The following is a 24101-nucleotide window of genomic DNA, read 5'->3' as shown; positions in this document are numbered from 1 at the left end:
TAACTAACGACATTGTCAGAAGGTATTCGTTGAGGGTTGAGCACAAAAATGACGTATTACGGTCGTGATCTGCCTGATTTTTGCTTGTACGAGGGGCGAGAGATGATCGGATGGGCTTGTGTTTTCTCACTTCACTTGTTTTTCGATATACTTCAGTAAAATCACTTGAATGTTGAATGAACGTGCAGCGAAAAATCGATCTCAACTTACTTCGCGTCTTTGTTTCTGCCTATCAAACACAATCGGTCACGCAAGCGGCAGAGCAGCTGGATTTAACGCAATCAGCAGTGAGTAATGCGCTAGCCCGATTGAAAACGCATGTGGGGGCGGCGTTGTTTAACCGGACCGGGCGCGGGATCACGCCGACACGATTTGCTGATGAGTTGTATCAGCATATTCACTCTCCTTTGTTAGACATTGAATCACTGTTGATCGGGATGGAGGCGTTTGACCCTGAGGTCGCCCAGAAACGGTTTGTGGTGTATTGCCACGAAGCGATGATTCATTCGTTGAGGCAGTCTCTTGACCGCGCGCTGGCGAATTTATCGGTGGATGTGGTGTTGATGGAACCGCCGTCCAGCAATGAACAACTGTATGATGATTTGATGTTGGAAAAAGTCGATCTCATCATTGATGTGGATGCGCCAACCAGCCGTGTGTTTGCGTCAACCGTGCTTACCGAAGATCACTTGTGTTGTGTGGTGCGTCAGGATCATCCGCGCTTGTCAGATCCTAGTGTGTCTGACGCTGGCTTGACGCCTCAACAATACGTCGATGAACAACATGTGTTGTTTAAAATGCGTCGTCATCAGTTACCGTTTATTGATTGGCTGGTGGGAGAGTCATTGCCCGCTCGTCAGGTGTATAGTCAGCATGCGTCATTGATTGGGATGCTCGCTGCGGTGTCTTACAGTGATGCCGTGGCAGCAGTGCCCGTGTCGTTTGCCAAGCAGTATCAAGACGTGTTTCAGTTGCGTATTCTACCGTTTCCTTTCGACAGTGGTTCCTTTCAGTCGCATATGGTGTGGCAGGCTAAATTCAATAAAAGTCAGCCGCATGTGTGGTTGAGGATGTGTATTGAAGCCCAGATGGCACAATAGGGTTTGTGCCATCTGGTTTTGGTTACGGCGTTACAATGCCGAAGGCAGGATCAAAACGATCAAGGGTGCCCATGAAGGCGTTGAATGCGGTTAGCCCTTCAACGGTGAAGGCACCGCTTTTCATCGCTTGCTCTATAGACAGTGAGCCAGTGATAAGGTCTACAAAGGTTTGTTTAGACAACGCAATAGTGGCATCAGGTTGTTTAAATTGTTTGTCTTTGTAGGTTTTCAACACGGAGTTTGACAGTTCCAGTGCGTACTCGCCACTGGCTACGTTGTCATCATTGGCGACCTGAATGTTGATCAGGGTATGCATGTTATCTACCGCTTCCGGCTTAATGCGCACGGCCAGTGATTCCAATACCGAGTACACCGGCATGTTGCTGGCGATGGCCGTCGTATCTGGCGACGGTGCCGGGGTGTAACCATGGCGGAGTTCTTTCGCACCAATTAAGTAATAGTTACGCCACGGGCCTGATTCGGCTTGGTAGCCCAATTGCTCCATCGCATCGGCTTCTAAATAACGGGCCGCCATGTTGTCTGGATTAGAAAACGTCACGTTGTTAAGCAGCGTCACGGCCCAACGGTAATCACCGTCTTGAATCGCTTTCTGCGCAATGGCGATCACTTTCTCTTCCCCACCAATCGCCGCGACATACTTTTCACCTTCTTGTGCGGGCGTCAGTGGGTTAAGGTTCGCTGGGTTACCGTCCCACCATGCACCGAAATAAAAGTCGTAAGTTGCGCGTGCGTTGTGCGATACCGTGCCGTAGTAGCCACGGTTATACCAGGCTTTGTCTAGGCTATCCGGCAATTGAATGCTGGCGGAGATTTCATTGGGCGTATAGCCTTGGTTGGCAAGACGCAGCGTTTGGTCATGCACAAATTTGTACATGTCACGGGTTTTTTCTAACTGCTCGGTGATCTTGTCACTGCCCCATGTCGGCCAGTGGTGTGAACCGATCATAATGTCTGATTTTGCCGCGAATAAATCCAGCGACTCATCCACGTAACTTGCCCATGCATTGGCATCACGACTGCGTGCGCCACGCAGGGTAGAGATGTTGTGGATGGTGTGGGTCATCACCTCTGACGCCATGAGCACGCGGTGTTCAGGGAAATAGAAGATAAACTCTGACGGCGCTTCTGAGCCGTTCGCCATCTGAAATTCCACTTCTACGCCATCAATGTCGTGAATCTCGCCGGTTTTCAGCACTTCCATGGTTTGTTCCACAATGCCCGGTTTACCGGTCGAGGTGGTTTTCCCTAAGCCGCCGTCCACTTTGCCGTTCGGGCCTGCTTCAATCATGTTGCCGTACATGTAGCCAGCACGGCGGCTCATGGTGTTGCCCGCCAGCACGTTCTCTGAAATGGAATGCTCGAAAAAGTCTTTAGGGGCGATAACGGCCACTTTCCCGCTTTCAATGTCGGCTTTGTTGGTGACTCCCCAAATGCCACCAAAGTGGTCAATGTGAGAGTGGGTAAAGACGACGGTGCTGACGGGGGCTTTTTCGACATGTTTGAATAGCAGATCTAAGCCGGCACGGGCCGTGTCTTCTGAGAGGAGGGGATCAATAACAATCCAACCGTGTTCACCGCGAACAAAGGTCATGACAGACAAGTCAAACCCGCGGACTTGGTAAATGCCGTCTTTCACTTTGAACAGACCGTGCTGGTTATTCAGCTTTGCCATGCGCTGTAAAGAGGGGTTGATCGTATCGATCGTTTTATCGGTGTTAACGAAGTCGAACTTGGCAAAATCCCACACCACGTTGCCGTTGGCATCTTTGATGGTTTTGTCGGGCCATGTGGCAATGAACCCACGCGTGGCATCGGTGAAGTCATCGGTATTGGCAAAGTCGAGCGTATTGGCCACCGTGTGGTTCTTTTGAATGGTAAAGCGGCTCGCGGGCTTTACATCGGGCGTGATTGGCGTGGTGTCCGCCATCGCGAATTGACTCATGATCGCCAGAGAGAGGGGAAGCAGGGTGAATTTCATCAATGATACCTCGGTGATTCGCAGTGGAATATCTAGGCCGAGGATGATAATGAAAATCGTGGTATTAAATCATTATGATGAAATGCCTATCTGATATTTATGTGGTGAATGTCAGATAGGCAAGAGTACATAGATAGAAGAGATACGTAGAAGCAAAGGCGGTGAAGTAATTTGTGATTTATTGCACCACTTTAGGCCATGTAGCGTATTCTGATTTTGGATATAAACGCCATTCTTCTGGTGGTGGCATGGTTTCATCACAGTCTGTTTTCATGCGCAGTTCACTAACTACCGCTTTACCTTTTTCGATGGTGTACTGGGTTAAGATGCCGCAACCACCAGGGCCACGGTAGAAATTACGGTTGGTCATTGTGCCTGTCGTGCTATCGACGTTCAGATTTCCCCAAAATATATGAGATGATTTTTGAAAATAGCGATAGTGTTGAGTGGGTTTAGAATAGGCATAATCGGGATTGTCTTTAATTTGGCCAAATGTTGTAAAATTCAATGTGGTGTATTGCTTTTTGTTATCGGCTTCATCAGAAGCATGTTCAAGAAAGAGCATTTTACCTCGGTTATATAATCCTGGCTCACAGACCACGGAAATGATGCGCTGCCCATTTGTCCACTTATCAACGGAAACGCCGACAAAGTTTGATGAATATTTAATTATGGATGACAAGTTTTGTTCACAAATGTCAGGCCATTGGATTTTTGTTTTCCACTGTGCACGTTCTGTTGGTGTTTCGGCATGACTTTGTTGGATAGAAAGAGAAATAAGTACTATTAAGGAGAGTGCGGATATAGCTGATGGGGGAAAACAAGTTTTCATTTGCGTTACATCTCTGCTCAAAAGAAAACAGCGGGTATCACAAACGTGATACCCGCTGAAAGGGCTTGTTAGCAACCACTTACGGGGCCTAAAGGCATCCAAGCGGGGTGGTCGACAGGACGGGCATTGCTTGTCCACCAATTTGCTCGGTATTGTTGGCCTTGATAAGTGACGATGTTGCCCTTCAAATATTGGCGATTTGCGTGCCAAGGTAAAGCGATCTCACTGATTAATTGCCATGGCCCTGAAAAACTGGGAGCGCTATTCTGATTCCACCACTTGGCTTGCCAGACTAATCCGTCATAACTGACCGTTTCGTGGGTGTAAAGGGTGTTGGGCTGCCATACAGGAAATTGTTTGGCATTGGGATCTGTCTCGCAATCCATGCCCGCCACGCTCACAGTGACGGTGTTTGTTGTTGATTGCATGCCATCATTCAGTGTGATCGTGATCTGCTGTTCACCGGGTTGTGTGGCGGTTAATGTCCACCGTAATGGATCCTCGGTCGGCTCAACATTGAATCCTGCAGTAGTATCAACGGCAGCGATCACGGGAGCGCCTTCGGGATCATAGCTGCCGGTCAAATCGAGTGTAAGGGGCTGTTGTTGTTCGATGGCATTGGGCAAGGCATTCTTTTTCAACACCGCAGGGAAATTGCGCTGTAGTGCCGCAAATGCCGCGAACGCTTGGTAGGTATAGCCTTGAAAAATAGTATTTTGCTGCGTGCCGGCTTCATCAAATAAATACATCATACCGTCTCGTGCGGTGACGAGCAGTTCCCCTTGCGCATTAATATCAATATCCGCAAAGCCAGCGTTGTCTAATGACTGGCGGCTGAACAATTCTCCTTCTTGGCTATAGTGATGGAGGTAACCGTCCCAGCTGACCATGAATATCTCACCGGATTTTGTCGCGGTCACCGCACGGGATGAAGACGTATGGCCTAAATTGTGCTGTTTAAGCCGTTTCATCGTCACGGGCTCAATAATATCCAGTTCACCGTACACATTACGGAGGGCATAAAGTAAACCGTTATTGCCGAGTGTAATATCCATGTAATCATGTTCAGTGAAGTACGCCTGAGAGGTCTCGCTTTCTAAATCAAACCGAACGATGCCTTTGCTGGCGGCATTGGCTGTTGCCATATCAGTCAGGTAAGCATAACGCCCGAGTACCGCGATCCCGCCCGCCGTACCATTGTTTACGCTGCTTAATCCCTCGTGCTGTAAATGCGCGATGTGGGTGGGGTGTATCATCGCCAGTGATGCATCGAAGGTACCGGAGTAGACAGCAATACCGTTCGGGGTATTCACAAGGTCGCGCAGAGATTCTGTGCTGTGTGGTAGGCGATGTTGCATGCTGGCAAGCAATTGCCCTTGTTTATCATAATAATGGATGTAATCCAGCGTGGTGCTGAGAATATAGGTGTCCGGTGGTAGTGCGTCGTTAGCGGTCGTGTAAAAGGACAGGGCGGTCGTCAGGGCGAGCAGTGAGCGAGTTAACGTCTTCATCCTTGAAAGTCTCATTGATAATCTCCGTGCATCGAGCGGCTCGTGTCGGTTAACGAGGGGCTGGGTGAACGTGCTACCCTAACCAGAGACGGCATAAAAATCCGATCCCTTGTGATTGTTTGTTGTCAAAGTTAGGTTTTGATCAGTATGGCGTGAAAGTGAGCGAATACCCTCGCGCGAGAAGTGCGATGTGCGTGCATGCTGGATAGGTATAAGTAAGAGGTATTCCTCTGGTGCGATATATCCCTTACTATATGTCGCTGTTTTTCCGGGGTAGGTAGTATAAAAATGAAGCGTTTAAGTCTTGGGTGCATGGCGCTGGGGTTAGCCGTCATGGCCAATGTCAGTTGGGCAATGGATAAGGTTACGGTGTTTGCCGCTTCCTCACTGACGAATGCGATGAATGACGTCGCACAAGCCTACCAAACGAAAACGGGGCAAAAGCCGATACTCTCTTATGCCTCATCGGCGGCATTAGCGCGTCAAATTGCGCAAGGTGCCCCGGCTGATATTTATTTGTCTGCCAATGAAAAGTGGATGGATTACCTCGCGCAGCAAGGTGTGATTGAAAGCGATAGTCGCAAAACCTTGCTCGAAAATGCATTGGTGCTGGTGGCGCCGACCTCCTATCCCGTTGATCACATCACATTGTCAGCCTCATGGGACATCAAAAACGCCTTACAAGGTACCCGTTTAGCGGCGGGTGATCCGCAACATGTTCCTGCTGGCATTTATACCAAAGAAGCTTTCACGTCATTAGGGTTATGGCCGCAAGCATCGCCTTTGCTGGCGCGCGCGAACAATGTGCGTGGGGCGCTGCTCCTTGTCGAACGCCAAGAAGCCCTCTTGGGTGTGGTGTACAAAACCGATGCGATGATTTCTAAAAAAGTGAAAGTGGTCAGTGAAATCCCCGATAGCAGCCACAGTCCGATCGCGTATCCGGTAGCGATGGTGAAAGGCAAAGCCAATGCGTCGGTACAGGGTTTTTATGACTATTTGTTGTCTGATGAAGCCGCGACCATTTTTGCTCAATACGGCTTCGGAGAGCGCAAGTAGTGCTGACGGAGTATGAAATTGAAGCGTTATTGCTGAGCTTGAAAATCGCCAGCGTGGCGGTTGTGGTTAGTTTACCCTTGGGTATTGCGTGTGCATGGGTGTTAGCCCGTCGTCAGTTTTTCGGTAAAGCGGTATTAGATGGCTTGATTCATTTACCTTTGGTGTTACCGCCTGTGGTGATTGGCTATTTGTTGCTGGTGGTGTTAGGCCGGCAGGGTGTGGTTGGCCGTGCCTTGTATGACTGGTTCGGTTTAACCTTCAGTTTCAGTTGGCGCGGTGCCGTTGTGGCCGTGGCCGTCGTTTCTTTTCCGTTAATGGTACGTTCTATCCGCTTGGCGCTGGAAGGCGTGGATCGCAAGCTCGAACAAGCCGCCCGCACATTGGGTGCCAGCCCATTGCGGGTGTTTGTGACTATTACCTTACCGTTGACCCTGCCAGGGGTATTAACTGGTGCGATTTTGGCCTTTGCCCGTGCGTTAGGCGAGTTTGGTGCGACCATCACGTTTGTGTCGAATATTCCCGGTGAAACCCAGACTATTCCGCTGGCCATGTATTCCTTTATTGAAACGCCGGGGGCAGAAGATCAAGCGGCACGATTGTGTGTGATTGCCATTGTGATTGCGTTGGCGTCTTTGATTGCGTCTGAGTGGTTAACCCGTATTGCACGTCGCCGCTTGGAGATCCAATGATCCGTATTCACGTTAAACAGACGCTCGGTGAGCTGAAGATGGACGTTGATCTGTCTTTGCCTATGCAGGGGATCACGGCGGTTTTCGGCCGTTCTGGCGCAGGGAAAACATCGCTGATCAATGCGATCAGTGGGTTGTCTAAGCCGGATGAGGGGCGTATAGCGCTCGGTGATCATGTGCTCTTTGATCAGGCTAACGGGATCAATCAACCGCCGGAAAAGCGCAAGATTGGCTACGTGTTCCAAGATGCGCGGCTTTTTCCTCACTATACGGTAGAGGGAAATCTGCGTTATGGCTGCCGTCACCCTGATCCTGCGCACTTTGCATCGGTCACAGCCTTGCTCGGCATTGCACCGTTGCTGAAACGGTATCCGGCATCGCTATCGGGCGGGGAAAAGCAGCGGGTGGCGATTGGTCGCGCGTTGCTGTCGAATCCAGAAATGTTGCTCATGGACGAACCGCTGGCCTCATTGGACTTGCCGCGCAAGCAAGAGCTGATGCCTTACCTTGAAAAGCTAGCAAAAGAAGTCAATATTCCGATCATCTATGTCACCCACAGCTTGGATGAGATTTTACGTTTGGCGGATCACATGGTCATGCTGAATCAGGGGCGGGTTGTGGTGTCAGGCCACATTAACAGTGTGTGGGGATCGCCGGAAATGCGCCCGTGGCTGCCCGTGAAAGACCAAAGCTCATTATTGAGTGCTCGTGTGAATTTGCGTCATCCGCGGTATGCGTTAACGCAGGTTATGCTGAATCACGATTCTTATTTGTGGGTGAATCAGCTGCAACGGCCACGCGGGGAGTGGGTACGCGTGCGTATTTACTCTAATGATGTGTCGATCACCAAAGTACGTCCCGCACAAACCAGTATCCGTAACGTGCTGGCTGCGAAAATCGATAAAATTCATCCGGTTGATCAGCAGGAGAGGGTAGAAGTGCGATTGCGGGTCGGGGAAACCCAACTGTGGGCCAACATTACGCTGTGGGCGGCAGAAGAATTGAATTTACAGATCGGTGATGCCGTGTTTGCACAGATTAAAGGGGTCAGTGTGACTCAAGATGATTTGGCAGCAAGGTAAAAAGCCAAAACACAAAAAATAAAAACAAACAGGAAAATACCGCATCATGCGGTATTTTTTTGTGGTCAACATTGTCGTTTATATTTTATGACAAGCATAAAACGCGGCGGGTTATTAATATTGCATGAAATTGCCGCTGGGACGATCTACAAAGTGARATAAAATCACACGCCAAATTGCCTTAGTAATTAAACCCCAATARCCAGTTATCAAGGCGGTAGCTTTTTATATTGGCTCACCATTCTTATTATTTTAAATCAATGAATTATAATCAAGTCTGTCAGTTGAGCTGAACGATGCCTTGTCAGTATTATGTAAAATAGCGCGGTTTTTAACCATTTCGTATTGAATCGTTAAGCACTGAGTCAGTATAGTGTGCCCCGTGAAATCGGAACTGATGCATTTATTAATAACGCGACTGCTAGGTATATTATGAAAGTTTTCCCATTAGTATTATTGTCTGCCGCATTACTTTCTGGCTGTGGTGGCTCAGGCGGTTCAGACGGCGCTTCGACGAACACCGGTAGCAATGTCAATACAGGTTCAGGCTCTAACAATAATACCGGGACGACACCGGGTGGCAGTACGGATACAGGCAACACCGGCGGGTCAGTAACACCAGCCCCTGTCGGTCCTACCGACGAAACCGATTTTGCTGAGCAAATGCTGAACGCGGTTAACCAAGCGCGTGCTAAAGAGCAAAATTGCGGCGGTCAGATGATGCCAGCGGTACCTGCATTGACGTGGGATTACGATTTACAGGAAGCGGCGTACCGCCATTCAAGTGATATGGCGAACGGCGGTTTCATGAGCCACACAGGGTCGGACAATTCAAGCCCTGATCAGCGTATTGCGGATACCGGTTATTCAGCCAATGCATGGGCAGAGAACGTGGCCGCAGGGCAGAAGAGCATTTCAGCCGTGATGGCGGCATGGATGGCAAGTCCAGGTCACTGCACCAATATCATGAATGCCAATGTCACTCAGATGGGGGCGGCCATGGTGGAAAACGTGGATACCCAATATGACCAATATTGGACACAAGTGTTTGCACGACCACGCGGCTAGAGCGCGTGACGAATAGATGGGCATGATGCCTGCTCAATATCCGCAAACAGCAAGATTGAACAGATAAAAAATAGAGGCGGCCCAGTTAAGGCCGCCTTTTTCGTGTGTGGACTGTGCGGGTTTTCATTACGGTGGGTGATTATTGGGGATGAGTAATGATCGCCACTCGGCCATCGGTGAAATAGTGGCGAGATTTCGAAAAGGCTTCAATGTCGCCTAACGGGGCATACTCGGTGTGCCAACCCTGTTGCTGCGCGTTGTGCATCAGGGTATCGCGTTCTACATCGGTGTCGGGGTCAATGGCATGCAGAAGCGTGATTAATCCTTTGTAATGCGCCAGTTTCACGTTGTCATCATAGCTGATTGCGGCTAACCAAATAGCTTGTTGTGTACCGGCTTCTTGACCGGCGTACCACCAACGAATGTGACGGCGTTTGAGTAAACCCCCTTTAACCTGATAAGCCAGCCACTGAGGTTGTTGATTCCAATATAAGTCAGACACCGGTGGGGTGGTTTGCGTGATCAAGCCAATGTATTGGCGTAGTGTGAGTTGGTCATTGGAAAACGTTTTATTCTCAATCCAGCCCAGTTTTTTCATGAGCGCATCCGGATGTGAACCGATATAAACCACATTGATGGGCTGAGCCTGATAGACCGGGGCTAAGCCGGGAAAGACTTTGTAGTTCAAGTCATCCAACATGAGAGGAGAGTCGTCATGTTGGGCTGATGGTGCCATGCGCGCTTGAGCTGATGAAATCCATGCCATGTCATACGCTTGGCTGTGAAAAAAGTGGTAGTAGTTCGCACCGGTTAAGGCGATTAACCAACACAGCACCATGGTGCCCCACTTTTTCCATTGGTAGCGACGATACAACGCATAGCAAGATCCCGTCGCAACGAGGATGGCAACCAGCAACAGGCTATGCTCTTGTAGGGCAATGATGACACTGTCCCAACTTGGCAGTAATGCAATGCTTTGTGCAAGGCCGTAACCCAGCAAGACAAATTGTCCGACACCGAGCAACAGGCCAACGAGTGAATACAGGGTGAACGTGCGCCATGCCATGGCATAGCTGCCGGCCAAAAAGGGCATGATCCACGCGATAGGCCCGAGCAGTCTGGCGGCAGCGACCACCAGAGGCCCGCGTTTCTTCAATAACAGTCGTGTCTTGGCGATAGGGCGGCGGGTTTTGTGAATATGACGCCCTAGCCAACGTCGGCCTTGTGCGCCAAAGCGGCGGCCAATCCAAAAGCTCAGTTGATCACCCAGTAAGCCCCCGAGTAATACCGCCACGACACCGTAAATAAGCCCGCTGCTGAGCAGGTAGCCTGCGCCGATCAAGAATGGCTCGCCGGGCACAAATATATTGGGTCCAATTAAGGCATCAAGAAAGCTCCCACCAAAGAACCACCACCAGTCTAGATCGTGCATGGGTTAGTTTACATCCTTGTAATGGCCAAACTTGTATTCCATTTCGTTGTTGCGCATTTCCCCTTTGAAGAAACGGCGTACGTTGGCTTTCAGATAGGTCATGCCCATTTTCATAAAGCCTTCTTGTTCTAGGCGACGAGGATCAAACCAGAAGCTGACCGGGATCATACGCCAACGCCACGTTTTCGCGGCGCGTTTGGCGTAGTCGCAGTCTTCACACAAGACGATACTTTCATCAAAACCGCCGATGTCTTCATGGACGCGGCGGGTTGAAAACAGACAAGCCCCGACGGCGGTTGGGAAGAAGAAGGCAGTCAGGAATAGGCCGGTGTTGAAGGCGGCATAGCCTAAGCGATAACCCATTGATAGGTTTTCTGCCCCCATGTACGCCCCGGCAACATCGAGTTTACGTTGGTCGAGTTCATATAAGGCATTAGTGAGGAATGTTGGGGCTAAGCGTACGTCGGCATCTAAAAACAGCAGGCGTTCATGCTGAGCTAAACGAGCGCCGGTATTGCGGCCTAAGCTGGCGCCGCGTTGTTGCATGTTATGGACGGTCAGTGCGGGCAGGGCATGTTCAAACCCTTGGGCGACTAAACAGGTATTATCGTCACTGTTTGAGTCCACCACAATCACTTCAAAGTTGCGGTGGCTTTGTTTGCTGAGGTCGTCAAGCAAGCGGCCAATGCGTTTTTCTTCATTCAGGGTAATGATCACAATGCTAATGGGGGTCATGGTCGGCTCCAAATCTGTTCGCTATGGGGAAAGAGTCAATAGAGAACAGTCTGCATGACAATCATTGAATTTTTACTGAGGAAATAATTCATTTTCCGTTCAGAAAGGCTCAGATTGAAACGTTAGATAAAAGCCTCAGATAAAAACGTTAGAGATAAAAGCGCACCAGACAAAAAAGCCACCGCTTTCTTCTAAAGGAAAGGGTGGCTGTGAAGCGTGAAGCATGTGTGCCTCAGCGAGGGGCTGACACAAGATTAATGCGTCTGGCTAAACTTTTTGGCCGCGGCGAGTTGGAAGTCTTCGATATCGTGGATCCACTGCGGGCGACTGATGAATCGGGCCAGCAGCACGGAAGGTACCATGAAGAAGAACAGCGGCAACGCTTCTTGTAAGAACGTATTGGCGGCAACATCTTGACCTGCGAGATAATTTAATACCGCGAGTACGCTGAAGATGATCCCGAGCATGACCATAACGGATGAAATAATTAACCCCAGTCCTAGTACGTCTCTTAAATAACATTTTGATGCAGTCATATCCATAACCTCAAAAAAGTAGCTTTATACCCAAGCAACCCCAATACCGTTCATCTGTGTCGCTATCACAGCCTTGGCTGTTGAGACGATAGCGCTGAGATACATTGGCCGCAAAGTGAGCTTGGGTATACCTCGCAATCGGTGATTGCGATGATTAAATATACGCCGACTGTGAGGTCTGGTAGTGACACTTATCACACTTGATGATTGTGAATCAGCAAATTAGCCAAATCTTGATTTAGGGCAAAAAATAACCAATGTGACGTGTGTGCGCGTGTTGACGTGTTACTCAAAGGCCCATTTAAAGGCATCGTAAAAGACTTCTTTGCCATTGTGTGTGATGTTCTGACCGTGAGAAAGAATGATACGGTCAAATGGCCAAGTGAGGATCTCTTGCAGAGATTGGCGCAGGCGGGTTTTGTCATGAAAGGTACGTCGCCAGTAATAAGGCAGCGCGGGGGAAAAGTAGCAACCGTTGGCGATCCCTAACCCAAGCGTGAGCAGGTTCGGTGTAGGGCGTAGCCAAGAAAGTGTATCACCGACGATCAAGGTGTTGGCGTGCGGATCACAGAAGATCACTTCTTCCATACAGTCACTGCCACGCAGTAATGTTTGATAAAGTTGGTACTGCCACAAGGCGGGCGTGGTGGCGCTCAGGGCGTCGTCGAAGATCAGATCGGTGCGTTTTTGCTCTAAACTGGGCGGCGCGAAAAAATAGGCTTGCGGGTAGGCTAACCACCATTCAGACAAGAACAGATGGTGACCCATGTTGGGGGTGACAATGGCTTGTATTGCGCCTAATTGGCTTAATGCCAGTTGCAATTGGGTAGTGAGCTGAATGGGAGAGTGGATAAGTAACTGGTCGTTATCCAGACGGATAATGGTCATTCTGGCACCGACAGGAATGCCGTTCAATTTGAACGGCATGTCCACGTACCACAGCCTATCTTTGCTCCATTCTATCATCGGTCATCCTTAACCTAAGAAGGCGCTTCTGGTGATCAGAAGCCCATTAATTTTAGAAGATTTTCTGCTGTTTCTATCGCTTGCTGACGGTTTGCGATGTTGAGCTTTTGGTACAAGTTACGGATGTGCGTCTTGATGGTGGTAGAGGCCACATCCAACTCGGCAGCAATCTGCTCATTACTGTATCCGGTGTAAATCAGTCCCAGTACTTGCCATTCACGCTGGGTCAGGGGACTGGTGCGGATCAACTCCGGAATGTCCGGCAGGTTAAGCAGTTTTTCGACAAAGTTTTCATCAAAATGCACAGAGCGATTACGTTCCTTGCTGGTCATTTCACGCAGCAAATGACGGGCGCGGTGCAGTTCTAACTCATTTAACGCTTTAATGTCGACTAACTCTTGCAGTAAATCACAGATCACCGCGCCGTCACACAAGAATAACCCCACCATGCCGGTGCTGTTTGTGAGTTCCAACGCAGTTTTGATCTGATGCAGTGCTTGTGGACGATTGTCTTGCTGTTTGCTGAGCACCGCTTGCAGAACAAGGTTGCGGTTCTTATCGGTGATCAGTTGGTGCTTGTCACAGCTTTCATCCAGCATGGCAAAAATGTCGTCGGCACGCGTCAGATCACCGACCTGAATGCAGGCGCGGGCAATATTACGCCACTGCAATTGCTGGAAGTGGTTACAGGCCGCTTCTGGTTGTTCGGCGTGATCGAGCCAGTGCTGAATACGGTCGTTATCCCCGCTTTGTTGCCAGTACAGCAGGTTGGCAAGGTCGGTATTGGCACGCCAATCGATGTGGTATACCGAGCGTTCCATCATCCCATTACATTTGTCGAGATAACGGGCGGCTTTGTCTTGCTCACCGCGGGTGATAGCGATGCGCGCCAGCATAGAGTAGGCATGCAGCAGTTTGGTTTCATCATATGGGGCAAGCACATCCAAACTTTTCTGGGCGGCTTCTTCGGCTTCATCTAAGCGGTTCCAGCACCACAAAATCTGTGCGCGTAAACGCAACAAGAACTCGTGTAATGGCACTTGTTGTAAGTGCTGTTCTTTAACCAGTTTGAACGCTTGTTCGAGCAATTCATACGCACTTTGTACGTAACCTTGCGCGAGTAAAATTTCACTTTGTTGCAGCAGCGCCCATAACGCTTGGTGGTACACGTGGTACTGGCGCGCCATTTTTTCGGTTTGCTGCATCATAGGCAGGGCACGGCTTAGGTTCCCCAAACAGTGGTGCACTTCACCGACCACAGAGGTGGCGACAATCCGGCTACGGTAGGTGGTTGAGGGCAGTTGACCAAGGGCTTGCTCTGAGAGGATCAGTGCATCTTCCGGGTTGTTCTGGTTAATCGCCACTTGCGCGCGCAGCGCGTTAAATTCCCCTTGCAGCGCATCGTTCAGCACAATGTTGTGCTTGGCCAGCGCGGCTTCGGTTTCGGTGATCATGTCACCGACATCGTTGTAACGGTGCTGACTCTGTGCCAACCACATGCGCAACAGGCTCAGGCGTGGATGGGCATGCAAACGTTCGTTGTCGATATTGGCAATGGCAGTTTGCAGCAGGGTGATTTCACCATGGTGATACATGTCCCAACCGTAGTCGGACAGAATATCAATCACCAGCGGTTCATTGTCACACTTTTGTGCATGTAACAGCGCTTGCTGAGGGGATTGCTGTTTCAGCCAGGCTTTGGCCGCCAGCGTGTGCAGCTCTGTACGGTGCTGGGGCATTTGCGAATAACGCTGGTGGCGTAAGAATTCAGCAAACAGATTATGGAAGCGGTACCAGTTGTTATCGCCTTCCAACGTGTTCAGGAACAGGCCAAAACGGTTCAGTGATTCCAACATCGCCAAGGCATCGCTGCGGCCGGTGAGATCCGTCACCAACTGAGCGTTGAAAATATCCAGTACTGAGCACTGCAACAAGAAATGGCGGGTATCGCTGTCGAGCAAATCAAACACTTCTTCGGCAAGGTAATCCCACAAATGCCCACGGTTGAAATTGGCCATGGACTCGGCCGAGGCCACTAACGTGTCTGGTTTTTGTTGGGCATGCAGAGCGATCAACTGTAGGGCAGAAGGCCACCCTTCCACTTGGGTATGCAGGGTTTTTAAGACGCTGACTTCGACTTGATCGGCAATGCGTTTATGGAAAAAACGTTCCGTTTCTTCTTCATCAAACGCCAGCAGGCCGTTGTCGACTTCAATCAACAAATCACGAATGCGTAAATTCGCGGTGCCTAACGGTGGCAGGGTACGACTGGTTACCACTAAGGTGAGGTTATCGGGCATATTTTTGAGGAAAAAACGCAACCCATCGTGAATATCATCGTTGTTGATGAGGTGGTAATCGTCCAGAACCAAATAGGTTTGTTCGTGGTACTCACTCAATTCACCGAAAAGCTCACTGAACAGGGTCGACAAACACGCAAACTGACGTCGCTCCGCCATGGCCTGTGTTTTCAGGCAGGCGTTATGCGTGGCTTTGTTGATCGATTGCAATAAGTAATTGGCAAAGCGGAATGTGTCGTTGTCATTCTCGTCAATGTTGAACCAACCGGTATGCGAATGCTCACTCAGCCATTGTGCTGCCATGGTGGTTTTACCGTAACCCGCTGGAGAGCGGAACAAGACAAGACGGTAAAACGGCGCAGGCTCAAGTGTTTCAAGCAGTCTAGGGCGCAGAATCGCATTATGAAGGCGCGCTGGACGCGTTAATTTAGAGGGTATCCACATAGTCTTGCATCTTCTAAGAAGGTTTCATATCCATTGATGCTCTCTCGTTAATCATCGGCGCGTGAAACGTGCCGTGAAGAGCATGTTATGCCGTGTTGTCATACATTCTCAATGAGATGGACACCACGGTATTGCATTTGCCCTATAACTTTACCGTTGAAAAATTTTGGCGCAGCAAATCTTACTCTCTCAGCCTTCAATTTATGACTGCAGTCACATATCTTCGATTTATTTGACGAAATTATTCTCTTGGTTGCACATCGGTCTATATGTTTCTTATGTGAGTTCAGTTGCATTGAATGAGGCAGGGGGTTGATTCTCCACCCGATTTATTTGCAGCCGGTCACATATTGGGCGGGGCGGAAGGAACTACGCCCCTCTCACTCATCCCTCATCCTCCCGTTATCAGGAGGATGTTCCAGCGGCGAAAGACAGGCAACATTGTCAGCAGTTGGAAATAATTCTAGAGCGAGATTGAACCATGACTAAGAATGGTCAGACACAACAATTTGATAAAGCGGCTTTCAAAGCGGCAGTAGAAAAACACCTCACAACCACGTATGCCAGCACATTAGCCACCGCGACACCGCGCAGTTGGTACCTTGCCATGGGGCGAGCACTAGCAGAAATCACAACAGGTAATCTGCTGGATACAGAAAAAGCACTGTCGGAAGAAAAAGCGCGCAGTGTGAACTACCTATCATTGGAATTTTTGATTGGCCGTTTAACGGGCAATAACTTGATCAGCATGGGCATGTACGAAGACGTCGCCCACGCGATGGAAGAGATGGGTCTGAACCTGACTGATCTGCTTGAAGAAGAGCGCGACCCAGCATTGGGTAACGGCGGTCTAGGCCGTTTGGCGGCGTGTTTCATGGATTCGTTAGCAGCACAAGAGTACCCAGCCGTCGGTTACGGCCTGCACTATGAATACGGTTTATTCCGTCAGTCATTCTCTGACGGTCGTCAAGAAGAAGCACCTGACGCATGGCGCGGTGTAGAAGGTTACCCATGGGAAGTACTGCGCCCTGAACTGACGCAATACGTTAACTTGTACGGTCACGTTGAAGCGTACACCGATGAAAACGGCACAGAATGCCGTCGCTGGGTGCCAGCTATGCAGGTGGAAGGTATTGCATGGGATCTACCGATTGTGGGTTACGGCAATAAGAGTGTTTACCCGCTACGTCTATGGGAATGCCGCTCGACGACGCCATTCAACCTTGCACGCTTCAATGACGGTGACTACGTGGGTGCACAGTACTCAGCACTGGAAGCCGGTAACGTGACCAAGGTGCTGTACCCGAATGATAACCACGACCAAGGTAAAGCACTGCGTTTGATGCAACAGTACTTCCATTGTGCGTGTTCAGTGGCCGATATCCTACGTCGTCACCATGCGGCCGGTAACACCATTGAAGAATTGGCTCAATTGGAAACCATTCAGTTGAACGATACGCACCCAACCATCGCTATCCCTGAACTGATGCGTATTTTGTTGGATGACTACAAGCTAGGCTGGGATGCCGCATGGAAGATTGCGTCTAACACCTTCGCTTACACCAACCACACCTTGTTGCCAGAAGCATTGGAAACGTGGAGTGAGTCGCTAATCCAAGCCATGCTGCCACGTCACATGGAAATCATTTTTGAAATCAACCACCGCTTCATGCAAGTGGTTGAAGCGAAATGGCCGGGTAACTCAAACATTAAACGCAAGCTATCTATCATTCAGGAAGGCCCACAGCGCATGGTGCGCATGGCAAACCTGTGTGTAGTAAGCACCTACGCGGTGAACGGTGTGGCGGCATTGCACTCCGAGTTGGTTCAGCGTGACTTGTTCCCTGAATTTAACGAGTTGTTCCCAGGTCGTTTGACTAACGTAACGAACGGTGTCACGCCACGTCGTTGGATCAAATACTGTAACCCGGGCTTGTCTGCGCTGATCAGCGAGAAAGTGGGTGAAGACTGGCCGGCACAGCTTGAGAAAATTGCCGGACTGGCTGAGTTTGCGGATGACGCGGACTTCCAACAGCGTTACATGGCGGTGAAGAAAGAAAACAAACAACGTTTGGCGAACTGGGTACAAGACAACATGGGTATCGAGCTGGATACCAATGCGATCTTTGATATTCAAATCAAACGTCTGCATGAGTACAAGCGTCAGCACTTGAACCTGCTGCACATCTTGTCGCTGTACCATCGTTTGTTGAACGACCCAACGTTTGACATGCACCCACGCGTGTTCTTCTTCGGGGCGAAAGCGGCACCGGGTTACGCACTGGCTAAAGACATCATCTTCGCCATCAACAAAGTGGCTGAGAAAGTGAATAACGACCCACGTTTGGGCGGTAAGCTGAAAGTGGTCTTCGTGCCGGATTACCGTGTGAGCTTGGCCGAAATCTTGTTCCCAGCTGCCGATGTGTCTGAGCAAATCTCTACCGCAGGTAAAGAAGCATCAGGTACCGGTAACATGAAGTTCGCCATGAACGGGGCATTGACCATCGGTACGATGGACGGTGCGAACGTAGAAATGCGTGAAGAACTGGGTGACGAGAATATCTTTATCTTCGGCCTATTGGTTGATGAAGTACAACAACTGAAACAAGAGGGCTACGACCCTTACCGCTATTACCATGCGGATAGCGTACTGCGTGCAGCGCTAGATTTGTTGGATACGGATGAGTTCACACCGGGTCGTCCAGGTCAGCTTTCTGCGATTCGTGAGAATCTGCTTGATGGCGGTGACCCATACCTTGTTCTGGCTGACTTTGCCGATTACGTGAAAACACATGAGAAGATCGATGCTGAATACCGCGATCAGAAAACATGGGCACGTAAAGCGATTCTAAATACCGCCTTGATGAGCAAGTTCAGCTCAGACCGTAGTATTCGTGATTACGCCAATAACATCTGGAAGCTTGATCCAGTAACCCGTTAATTACCGCTGTAATTAATCATAAAAAGCTATCCACACAACCCTAACATCGTAGCGGCCGCAAGGCCGCTCACGGAGAGAACGATGAAAGATGATCAAGTACTAAAACAAGTGGCTGAGATGGTGGGCATTGCTGATCATTACGTCAGTGCTTGGGGTGATGAAGCCAGCGTAGACAGCGAAACCATTCGTCGTCTGTTGACGGCTTTGGGCTACGACACAAAAAATGATGAAGCGTTGCTGGAATCAGCACAAAAGCGTTTACGCCCTGATGTGATGGCACCTGTGAAGGTGATCCGCAGTAACGAGCCCATGCACATTGAAATGCATTTGGGCCTGAGCGCACGTGTCAGTGATTTCAACTGGCGCCTAATCACCGAACAAGGTGAGGTGCTGGAAGGCTGGTTACAATCACAGCTTGTGTCGGATGAGCGCGAAACTGGCGGCACCCTTGTATTTGCTCTGCCAAATGATCTGGCATGGGGTTATCACAAACTTGAAGTGTACCGTAAGCGTCGTAAATCCCCGTTTGAAATGACCTTGATCGTCACGCCACCTTCTTGTTACAAGCAAGATGCCCTGCTTGAAAACAAGAAACTGTGGGGCACTAGCGTTCAGCTTTATTCTATCCGCACCAACCATAACTGGGGTATCGGTGACTTCGGTGATCTGAAGCAGCTTGTGGCCGATGTAGCCGCGCGTGGTGGTGATTTTGTCGGGTTAAACCCGATTCACTCTTTATTCCCAGCGAACCCGGAAGGGGCGAGCCCATATAGCCCGTCTTCACGTCGTTGGTTGAACCTAATGTACATCGATGTGAGCTCAGTAACGGAGTTTGCGCAGTGTGATGCCGCGCAGCAGTTAGTGGGTAGCCCAGAATTCCAGCAGCGTTTAAATGACGCGCGCGATGCCAATTGGGTGAATTACAGCGAAGTGTCTTGCTTAAAAATGGCCGTATTGCCGCTGTTGTTTGAGACCTTCTCTGAGCGCCATTTGGCGAACAATACCGAACGTGCAAAAGCTTTCTTGCAGTTTGTCGAAGAGGGCGGTGAAAGCTTGTTGCATCAAGCGGCATTTGATGCCCTACATGCTGAGCTTAAGCAGCAAGATGACAATACCTGGGGTTGGCCAGTATTCCCAGAGCAGTACCGTCACTTTGATAACGTTGCCGTTCAAGAATACATCAAAAACAACATGCAACAAGTGCAGCTGTACATGTACTTGCAGTGGCTGGCTGATACGCAGCTGGCAGAAGTAAACGAACTGGCACAAGAAAAAGGCATGGCGATGGGGCTATACCGTGACCTTGCTGTGGGTGTGTGTGATTCTGGCTCAGAAACATGGGCTGATCACGGCGCGCTTTGCCAAGATGTCAGCGTCGGTGCGCCACCTGATATTTTGGGGCCACTGGGTCAAAACTGGGGCTTGCCACCGCTGAACCCTGAAGTGCTGAAAGAGCGTGCGTATGAACCATACGTTCAGTTGTTACGTGCCAATATGCGCAGTTGTGGTGCACTACGTATTGACCATGTGTTAGGTCTACTTCGCCTATGGTGGATTCCAAAGGGTGATTCGGCGAAGAACGGGGCGTACATGTACTACCCAGTCGAAGACATGATGGCGATTTTGGCACTGGAAAGTCATCGTCACCAGTGTACGGTGATCGGGGAAGATTTGGGTACGGTGCCGGATGAGATTGTCGAAAAATTGTCGACAGCGGGTATCCATTCCTACAAAGTATTCTTCTTTGAAACTGCCGAAGACGGTGGGTTTTATTCGCCTAAGCACTATGCAGACCAGTCTATGGCGGCATTGTGTACGCATGATATGCCAACGCTACGAGGCTTCTGGCACTGCGATGATTTGAAGCTGGGTGAAGAACTTGGTCTGTATCCAAACAAGGAACAGTTGCAGTCATTGTTTGATAGCCGTGCGGAAAGTAAGCAAAAAATCCTTGATAGTTTGTCATGGCATGGTTATCTTCCTGAGGGTATAGGGCATGATGCTGCATATGTCCCTATGGATAGGACGTTGAGTGAGGCGATGCAATTACACATGGCAGCAAGCTCAAGTGCCTTACTCAGCCTACAGCTTGAAGACTGGCTAGAAATGGATATGCCAGTCAACATTCCGGGCACTGTGGATGAATACCCTAACTGGCGACGTAAGCTGTCGACCACCTTAGATGACATCTTCACCCGCGAAAATATTGTTGATTTAACTCGTGGGTTAACCGAAACACGAGAAAAAGCAGCACAAAAATCGTAATCAGGAGTAATGCGTTGGACACACTAACCGTGACCCGCAGTGATAAGGAATACATGCAGCTCGAAAGGGCTGCATTTTCAGACCCATTCTCGTTTTTAGGGCCTCAATTTCAGTCGAACGGTATTACACTGCGTGTGTACATGCCGGGCGCTGACAGCATTGACGCAGTCACTGAATCCGGTGAGCGCTTTACGCTAAGCAGAGAAGCCGACAGTGGCTTCGTGCTTGAAGGGGAAATGGACTTAACCGCGTCGCTGTATCAACTTGTTGTAAGCTGGCCGCAAGGCGAAGAAACCTTCTACGACCCATACCAGTTTCACCATCTCATCCATTCTGCGGATGCATTAGTGACGCCGTCACAAATGTACAATGAGATGGGTGCCCAACTCATCACACTAAACCGCGCTGGTCAGCCGGTATCAGGCGTGCGCTTTTTGGTGTTTGCACCGCATGCGTCAGCGGTGAGTGTTGTGGGGCATTTCAATGCATGGGATGGCCGTCGTCATTCGATGCAACGTTTGGATGACGGGGTATGGGGACTGTTTGTTCCTGAGCTTGAAGAAGGCACCCTGTATAAATTTGAACTGAAAGATGCAGCAGGCAATGGCTTACCGCACAAAGCGGACCCGTGGGGTTACCACAGTGAGCAGTACCCGTCTTTTGCCTCTAAAGTGTATAACCCTGCCACATACCAGTGGCAAGATAACGCATGGCAAACGCGTCCGGTCACGCCGAAACACCAACAAGCCTTGTCGTTTTATGAGTTGCATGCCGGCTCATGGCGTACGCACCCGAACGGCGACTTGTACACCTACCGTGAATTGGCCGATGCTTTGATTCCTTACTTGAGCGATATGGGTTACACCCATGTTGAACTGATGCCGATTGCTGAGCATCCGTTTTATGGCTCGTGGGGTTATCAGCCGATTGGGTTGTTTGCGCCGAGTAGCCGTTATGGTTCGCCGGATGATTTCAAATACTTTGTTGACCAGTGTCACCAGGCTAACATTGGCGTGATTTTGGATTGGGTGCCTGCCCATTTCCCATCAGATGATCATGGTTTGGCGAACTTCGATGGCACGGCACTGTTTAATGATCCTGACCCTCGTCGTGGTTGGCATCAGGACTGGAAGAGCTACATCTACGATTATGGCCGCGATCACGTGCGCCGTTTCTTGGTGTCGAATGCGCTGTTCTGGTTCGAGCACTATCACATTGATGGTCTGCGCGTCGATGCCGTAGCCTCTATGCTGTATCTGGATTATTCCCGTGAGCATGATCAGTGGTTGCCGAACCATGAAGGCGGCAATGTCAACTTTGATGCGGTGAGCTTACTGCGTTGGGTGAATGAAGAAGTATATCGTCACTACCCGAATGCGATGACCATTGCTGAAGAGTCCACCGCGTTCCCAGGTGTGACGAAACCGACCGACATGGGCGGACTTGGCTTTGGCTTCAAATGGAACATGGGCTGGATGCATGACAGCTTGTCGTACTTTAAAGAAGAGTCTATCCACCGTAAATATCACCATGACACCATCACGTTCCCGATGGTTTACGCTTTCAGCGAAAACTACGTATTATCCCTTTCACATGATGAAGTGGTGTACGGCAAAGGGTCTATGCTGAACAAAATGCCGGGTGATGAGTGGCAGAAAACCGCGAACTTGCGTGCTTACATGGGTTACATGTATGGCCAGCCAGGTAAGAAACTGAACTTTATGGGCGCCGAAATTGCACAGAGTGCAGAGTGGGCGCATGAAGGGGAGTTGGAATGGCATTGGTTGCAGTACCCGCGCCACAATGGCATGCAGGCGTTGGTGAAAGACTTAAACCATTTGTACACCGCAGAACCTGCGCTGTATGAGCAAGATTGCGATCCGGCGGGCTTCGAGTGGCGTGTTCAAAATGATGCCGATAACAGTATTTTGGCCCATGAGCGCTTTGCGTTGAACGGTGACAAAGTGCTGGTGGTGTCGAACTTTACGCCCGTGCCGCGTCAAGGATATCAGCTGGGTGTGCCGGTTGCCGGTGACTACGAGTTGGTACTGAACACCGATGATAGCCAATACTGGGGCAGTCAGGCCGAGGTACAAGCTGTGCTGAAAACTCAAAAGGTGGTCAGCCACGGTTTGAAGCAGTCCATTGCATTGGATCTGCCACCACTATCGACCGTGTTCTATCGCTTCAAACCGGCCAAGAAATAACAGCACGGTTATTTTCGGGTCAGTAAACATGAAAGGCTGAATGCATACCGCGTTCAGCTTTTTTTTCGATTCTACGCTTGTCTTATCGCTGTTTTATCTCTGCCTTACCGGGGTCTAAATACGCTCAAAAATGAAAGATTACGCCAGCCAGAAAGCCTTGCGAGGCGGTGTTATATGCAAAATTGTCGGCGTTATCGTAATCGACCCATGTGGATTTATACGCGATATTCAATTCAGACCATTGGTTCATTTGGTAATAAACGCCGGTTAACAATGAGCTGGTAAAATTCGTGTCTTTACTTAAACCGATATCGAGACTGGCATGGAAACGCCAATCTTTGTTGAGCTGATTTATCCAACGTACACCCACGAGATAGTCGACCCAATTTTCATCGAGAGATTTGCTTTTGTTGATGACGCCACCGGCGGTAAACAGTTTGGCGTCGATGTCATTGTCCCACCAACGTATGCCTGCCATGTAATCGATGCTGCCAAAATGATAATGGTAGCGTTTAAACCCTTTGGCTTCTAAGACGCCTTGCCGGATGTCTACGTCACCTTTAAGGAGGTTGAGGTCCGTATCAAACACCGCATCTGTGTCACCACTGAGGTCCATAAAACTATAGTCGATGTAATATCCCCACCGGCCCTGATAAATGCCCTCTAGTCGCAGCATGGCGCCCATGTCGAGATGGTCCATGATAAAAGCGGGATCGATGTCTATGTCGGTTGAAATGTTCCCAATCGTACTGTCACCACGAATATTCAGAGCAAGCGCATAGATCTCTAAGCTATGCTGCCATTGTGGCGGATGTTGCGAGGGGACGTCTTCTGCGTGAGCGGTAACACTGGCCAGTAATAGGCTTGCGAGTAAAAACGTCCATTTAACCATGAATGATGCCCTCAATATGTATGCCAACTCAACCCAGTATTGAGTG

The 24101-nt window shown here is 49.7% G+C and carries 17 protein-coding genes; 8 read left to right on the top strand and 9 right to left on the bottom strand.

Annotation, left to right across the window (positions count from 1 at the left end; all coding sequences use genetic code 11):
- The first annotated feature begins 176 nt into the window (after nucleotides 1–176).
- Nucleotides 177–1100 (top strand): LysR family transcriptional regulator, encoded by a 924-nt coding sequence (locus L4C36_RS16065; protein WP_428478817.1) that lies wholly within the window; start codon nucleotides 177–179, stop codon nucleotides 1098–1100.
- Between the two features lie 22 nt (nucleotides 1101–1122).
- Here L4C36_RS16065 and L4C36_RS16060 read toward each other — a convergent pair whose 3' ends face one another.
- The 3 genes from L4C36_RS16060 to L4C36_RS16050 form a co-directional block, all read right to left on the bottom strand.
- Nucleotides 1123–3099 carry an alkyl/aryl-sulfatase gene (locus L4C36_RS16060; protein ID WP_428478816.1) on the bottom strand — a complete coding sequence of 659 codons (1977 nt, stop codon included), beginning with the start codon at nucleotides 3097–3099 and terminating at the stop codon, nucleotides 1123–1125.
- Nucleotides 3100–3277: 178 nt separating this feature from the next.
- Nucleotides 3278–3931, bottom strand: coding sequence for a hypothetical protein (locus tag L4C36_RS16055; protein ID WP_428478815.1), 654 nt, complete (start codon nucleotides 3929–3931; stop codon nucleotides 3278–3280).
- Nucleotides 3932–3999: 68 nt separating this feature from the next.
- Nucleotides 4000–5442, bottom strand: a complete 1443-nt coding sequence (locus L4C36_RS16050) for a carbohydrate-binding protein (RefSeq protein WP_428478814.1) — start codon at nucleotides 5440–5442, stop codon at nucleotides 4000–4002.
- A 288-nt stretch (nucleotides 5443–5730) separates the two neighbouring features.
- On the opposite strand from L4C36_RS16050, the gene modA reads away from it, so the two are divergent.
- The 4 genes from modA to L4C36_RS16030 all read left to right on the top strand — a co-directional run bounded on the left by modA (nucleotide 5731) and on the right by L4C36_RS16030 (nucleotide 9337).
- The gene (modA, locus tag L4C36_RS16045) at nucleotides 5731–6498 is read left to right on the top strand and encodes a molybdate ABC transporter substrate-binding protein (protein ID WP_428478813.1); all 768 of its coding nucleotides are present in this window, start codon (nucleotides 5731–5733) and stop codon (nucleotides 6496–6498) included.
- On the top strand, nucleotides 6498–7187 hold the full coding sequence (gene modB / locus L4C36_RS16040) for a molybdate ABC transporter permease subunit (protein ID WP_428478812.1): 690 nt from the start codon (nucleotides 6498–6500) through the stop codon (nucleotides 7185–7187). Before modA ends, modB begins: the two co-directional genes overlap by 1 nt.
- Nucleotides 7184–8269, top strand: a complete 1086-nt coding sequence (gene modC, locus L4C36_RS16035; protein ID WP_428478811.1) for a molybdenum ABC transporter ATP-binding protein ModC — start codon at nucleotides 7184–7186, stop codon at nucleotides 8267–8269. The genes modB and modC overlap by 4 nt, the downstream gene beginning before the upstream one ends.
- Before the next feature lie 432 nt (nucleotides 8270–8701).
- Nucleotides 8702–9337: a CAP domain-containing protein gene (locus tag L4C36_RS16030; RefSeq protein WP_428478810.1), complete on the top strand. Its 636-nt coding sequence runs from the start codon at nucleotides 8702–8704 to the stop codon at nucleotides 9335–9337.
- 139 nt (nucleotides 9338–9476) lie between these two features.
- On the opposite strand, the gene L4C36_RS16025 is transcribed toward L4C36_RS16030, so the two are convergent.
- The 5 genes from L4C36_RS16025 to malT all read right to left on the bottom strand — a co-directional run bounded on the left by L4C36_RS16025 (nucleotide 9477) and on the right by malT (nucleotide 15750).
- On the bottom strand, nucleotides 9477–10769 hold the full coding sequence (locus L4C36_RS16025; RefSeq protein WP_428478809.1) for an LssY C-terminal domain-containing protein: 1293 nt from the start codon (nucleotides 10767–10769) through the stop codon (nucleotides 9477–9479).
- Between the two features lie 3 nt (nucleotides 10770–10772).
- The gene (locus L4C36_RS16020) at nucleotides 10773–11504 is read right to left on the bottom strand and encodes a glycosyltransferase (RefSeq protein ID WP_428478808.1); all 732 of its coding nucleotides are present in this window, start codon (nucleotides 11502–11504) and stop codon (nucleotides 10773–10775) included.
- Between the two features lie 254 nt (nucleotides 11505–11758).
- Complete coding sequence (locus L4C36_RS16015; protein ID WP_428478807.1) at nucleotides 11759–12040, bottom strand: D-fructose-6-phosphate amidotransferase; 282 nt, start codon at nucleotides 12038–12040, stop codon at nucleotides 11759–11761.
- 285 nt (nucleotides 12041–12325) lie between these two features.
- Nucleotides 12326–13006: a DUF4336 domain-containing protein gene (locus tag L4C36_RS16010; protein WP_428478806.1), complete on the bottom strand. Its 681-nt coding sequence runs from the start codon at nucleotides 13004–13006 to the stop codon at nucleotides 12326–12328.
- A 35-nt stretch (nucleotides 13007–13041) separates the two neighbouring features.
- Nucleotides 13042–15750 (bottom strand): HTH-type transcriptional regulator MalT, encoded by a 2709-nt coding sequence (gene malT / locus L4C36_RS16005; protein ID WP_428478805.1) that lies wholly within the window; start codon nucleotides 15748–15750, stop codon nucleotides 13042–13044.
- A gap of 481 nt (nucleotides 15751–16231) precedes the next feature.
- Between malT and L4C36_RS16000 the strand changes: the two genes are divergently transcribed.
- The 3 genes from L4C36_RS16000 to glgB all read left to right on the top strand — a co-directional run bounded on the left by L4C36_RS16000 (nucleotide 16232) and on the right by glgB (nucleotide 23163).
- Nucleotides 16232–18691 carry a glycogen/starch/alpha-glucan phosphorylase gene (locus L4C36_RS16000; protein ID WP_428478804.1) on the top strand — a complete coding sequence of 820 codons (2460 nt, stop codon included), beginning with the start codon at nucleotides 16232–16234 and terminating at the stop codon, nucleotides 18689–18691.
- Nucleotides 18692–18772: 81 nt separating this feature from the next.
- Nucleotides 18773–20956, top strand: a complete 2184-nt coding sequence (gene malQ / locus L4C36_RS15995) for a 4-alpha-glucanotransferase (protein ID WP_428478803.1) — start codon at nucleotides 18773–18775, stop codon at nucleotides 20954–20956.
- 53 nt (nucleotides 20957–21009) lie between these two features.
- A complete protein-coding gene (gene glgB / locus L4C36_RS15990; RefSeq protein WP_428478829.1) occupies nucleotides 21010–23163 on the top strand; it encodes a 1,4-alpha-glucan branching protein GlgB in 2154 nt (717 codons plus the stop codon).
- Between the two features lie 124 nt (nucleotides 23164–23287).
- On the opposite strand, the gene L4C36_RS15985 is transcribed toward glgB, so the two are convergent.
- Entirely contained in the window at nucleotides 23288–24055 is a 768-nt protein-coding gene (locus L4C36_RS15985; RefSeq protein WP_428478802.1) for a hypothetical protein, read from the bottom strand.
- Between the last annotated feature and the right edge of the window lie 46 nt (nucleotides 24056–24101).

It is taken from the genome of Photobacterium japonica, assembly GCF_050337005.1.
Classification (GTDB): Bacteria; Pseudomonadota; Gammaproteobacteria; order Enterobacterales; family Vibrionaceae; genus Photobacterium; species Photobacterium japonica.
This window is presented reverse-complemented; position numbering and strand designations above follow the sequence as displayed.

Excerpts from the sequence above, each read along its gene's own strand:
- L4C36_RS16055 (WP_428478815.1), bottom strand. The coding sequence starts at position 3,931 with ATGAAAACTTGTTTTCCCCCATCAGCTATATCCGCACTCTCCTTAATA.
- malQ (WP_428478803.1), top strand. The coding sequence starts at position 18,773 with ATGAAAGATGATCAAGTACTAAAACAAGTGGCTGAGATGGTGGGCATT.
- L4C36_RS16050 (WP_428478814.1), bottom strand. The coding sequence starts at position 5,442 with ATGAAGACGTTAACTCGCTCACTGCTCGCCCTGACGACCGCCCTGTCC.
- L4C36_RS16000 (WP_428478804.1), top strand. The coding sequence starts at position 16,232 with ATGACTAAGAATGGTCAGACACAACAATTTGATAAAGCGGCTTTCAAA.
- L4C36_RS16010 (WP_428478806.1), bottom strand. The coding sequence starts at position 13,006 with ATGATAGAATGGAGCAAAGATAGGCTGTGGTACGTGGACATGCCGTTC.
- L4C36_RS16025 (WP_428478809.1), bottom strand. The coding sequence starts at position 10,769 with ATGCACGATCTAGACTGGTGGTGGTTCTTTGGTGGGAGCTTTCTTGAT.
- L4C36_RS16015 (WP_428478807.1), bottom strand. The coding sequence starts at position 12,040 with ATGACTGCATCAAAATGTTATTTAAGAGACGTACTAGGACTGGGGTTA.
- L4C36_RS15985 (WP_428478802.1), bottom strand. The coding sequence starts at position 24,055 with ATGGTTAAATGGACGTTTTTACTCGCAAGCCTATTACTGGCCAGTGTT.
- L4C36_RS16020 (WP_428478808.1), bottom strand. The coding sequence starts at position 11,504 with ATGACCCCCATTAGCATTGTGATCATTACCCTGAATGAAGAAAAACGC.
- L4C36_RS16030 (WP_428478810.1), top strand. The coding sequence starts at position 8,702 with ATGAAAGTTTTCCCATTAGTATTATTGTCTGCCGCATTACTTTCTGGC.
- malT (WP_428478805.1), bottom strand. The coding sequence starts at position 15,750 with ATGTGGATACCCTCTAAATTAACGCGTCCAGCGCGCCTTCATAATGCG.
- glgB (WP_428478829.1), top strand. The coding sequence starts at position 21,010 with ATGCAGCTCGAAAGGGCTGCATTTTCAGACCCATTCTCGTTTTTAGGG.
- L4C36_RS16060 (WP_428478816.1), bottom strand. The coding sequence starts at position 3,099 with ATGAAATTCACCCTGCTTCCCCTCTCTCTGGCGATCATGAGTCAATTC.
- modC (WP_428478811.1), top strand. The coding sequence starts at position 7,184 with ATGATCCGTATTCACGTTAAACAGACGCTCGGTGAGCTGAAGATGGAC.
- modA (WP_428478813.1), top strand. The coding sequence starts at position 5,731 with ATGAAGCGTTTAAGTCTTGGGTGCATGGCGCTGGGGTTAGCCGTCATG.
- L4C36_RS16065 (WP_428478817.1), top strand. The coding sequence starts at position 177 with ATGAACGTGCAGCGAAAAATCGATCTCAACTTACTTCGCGTCTTTGTT.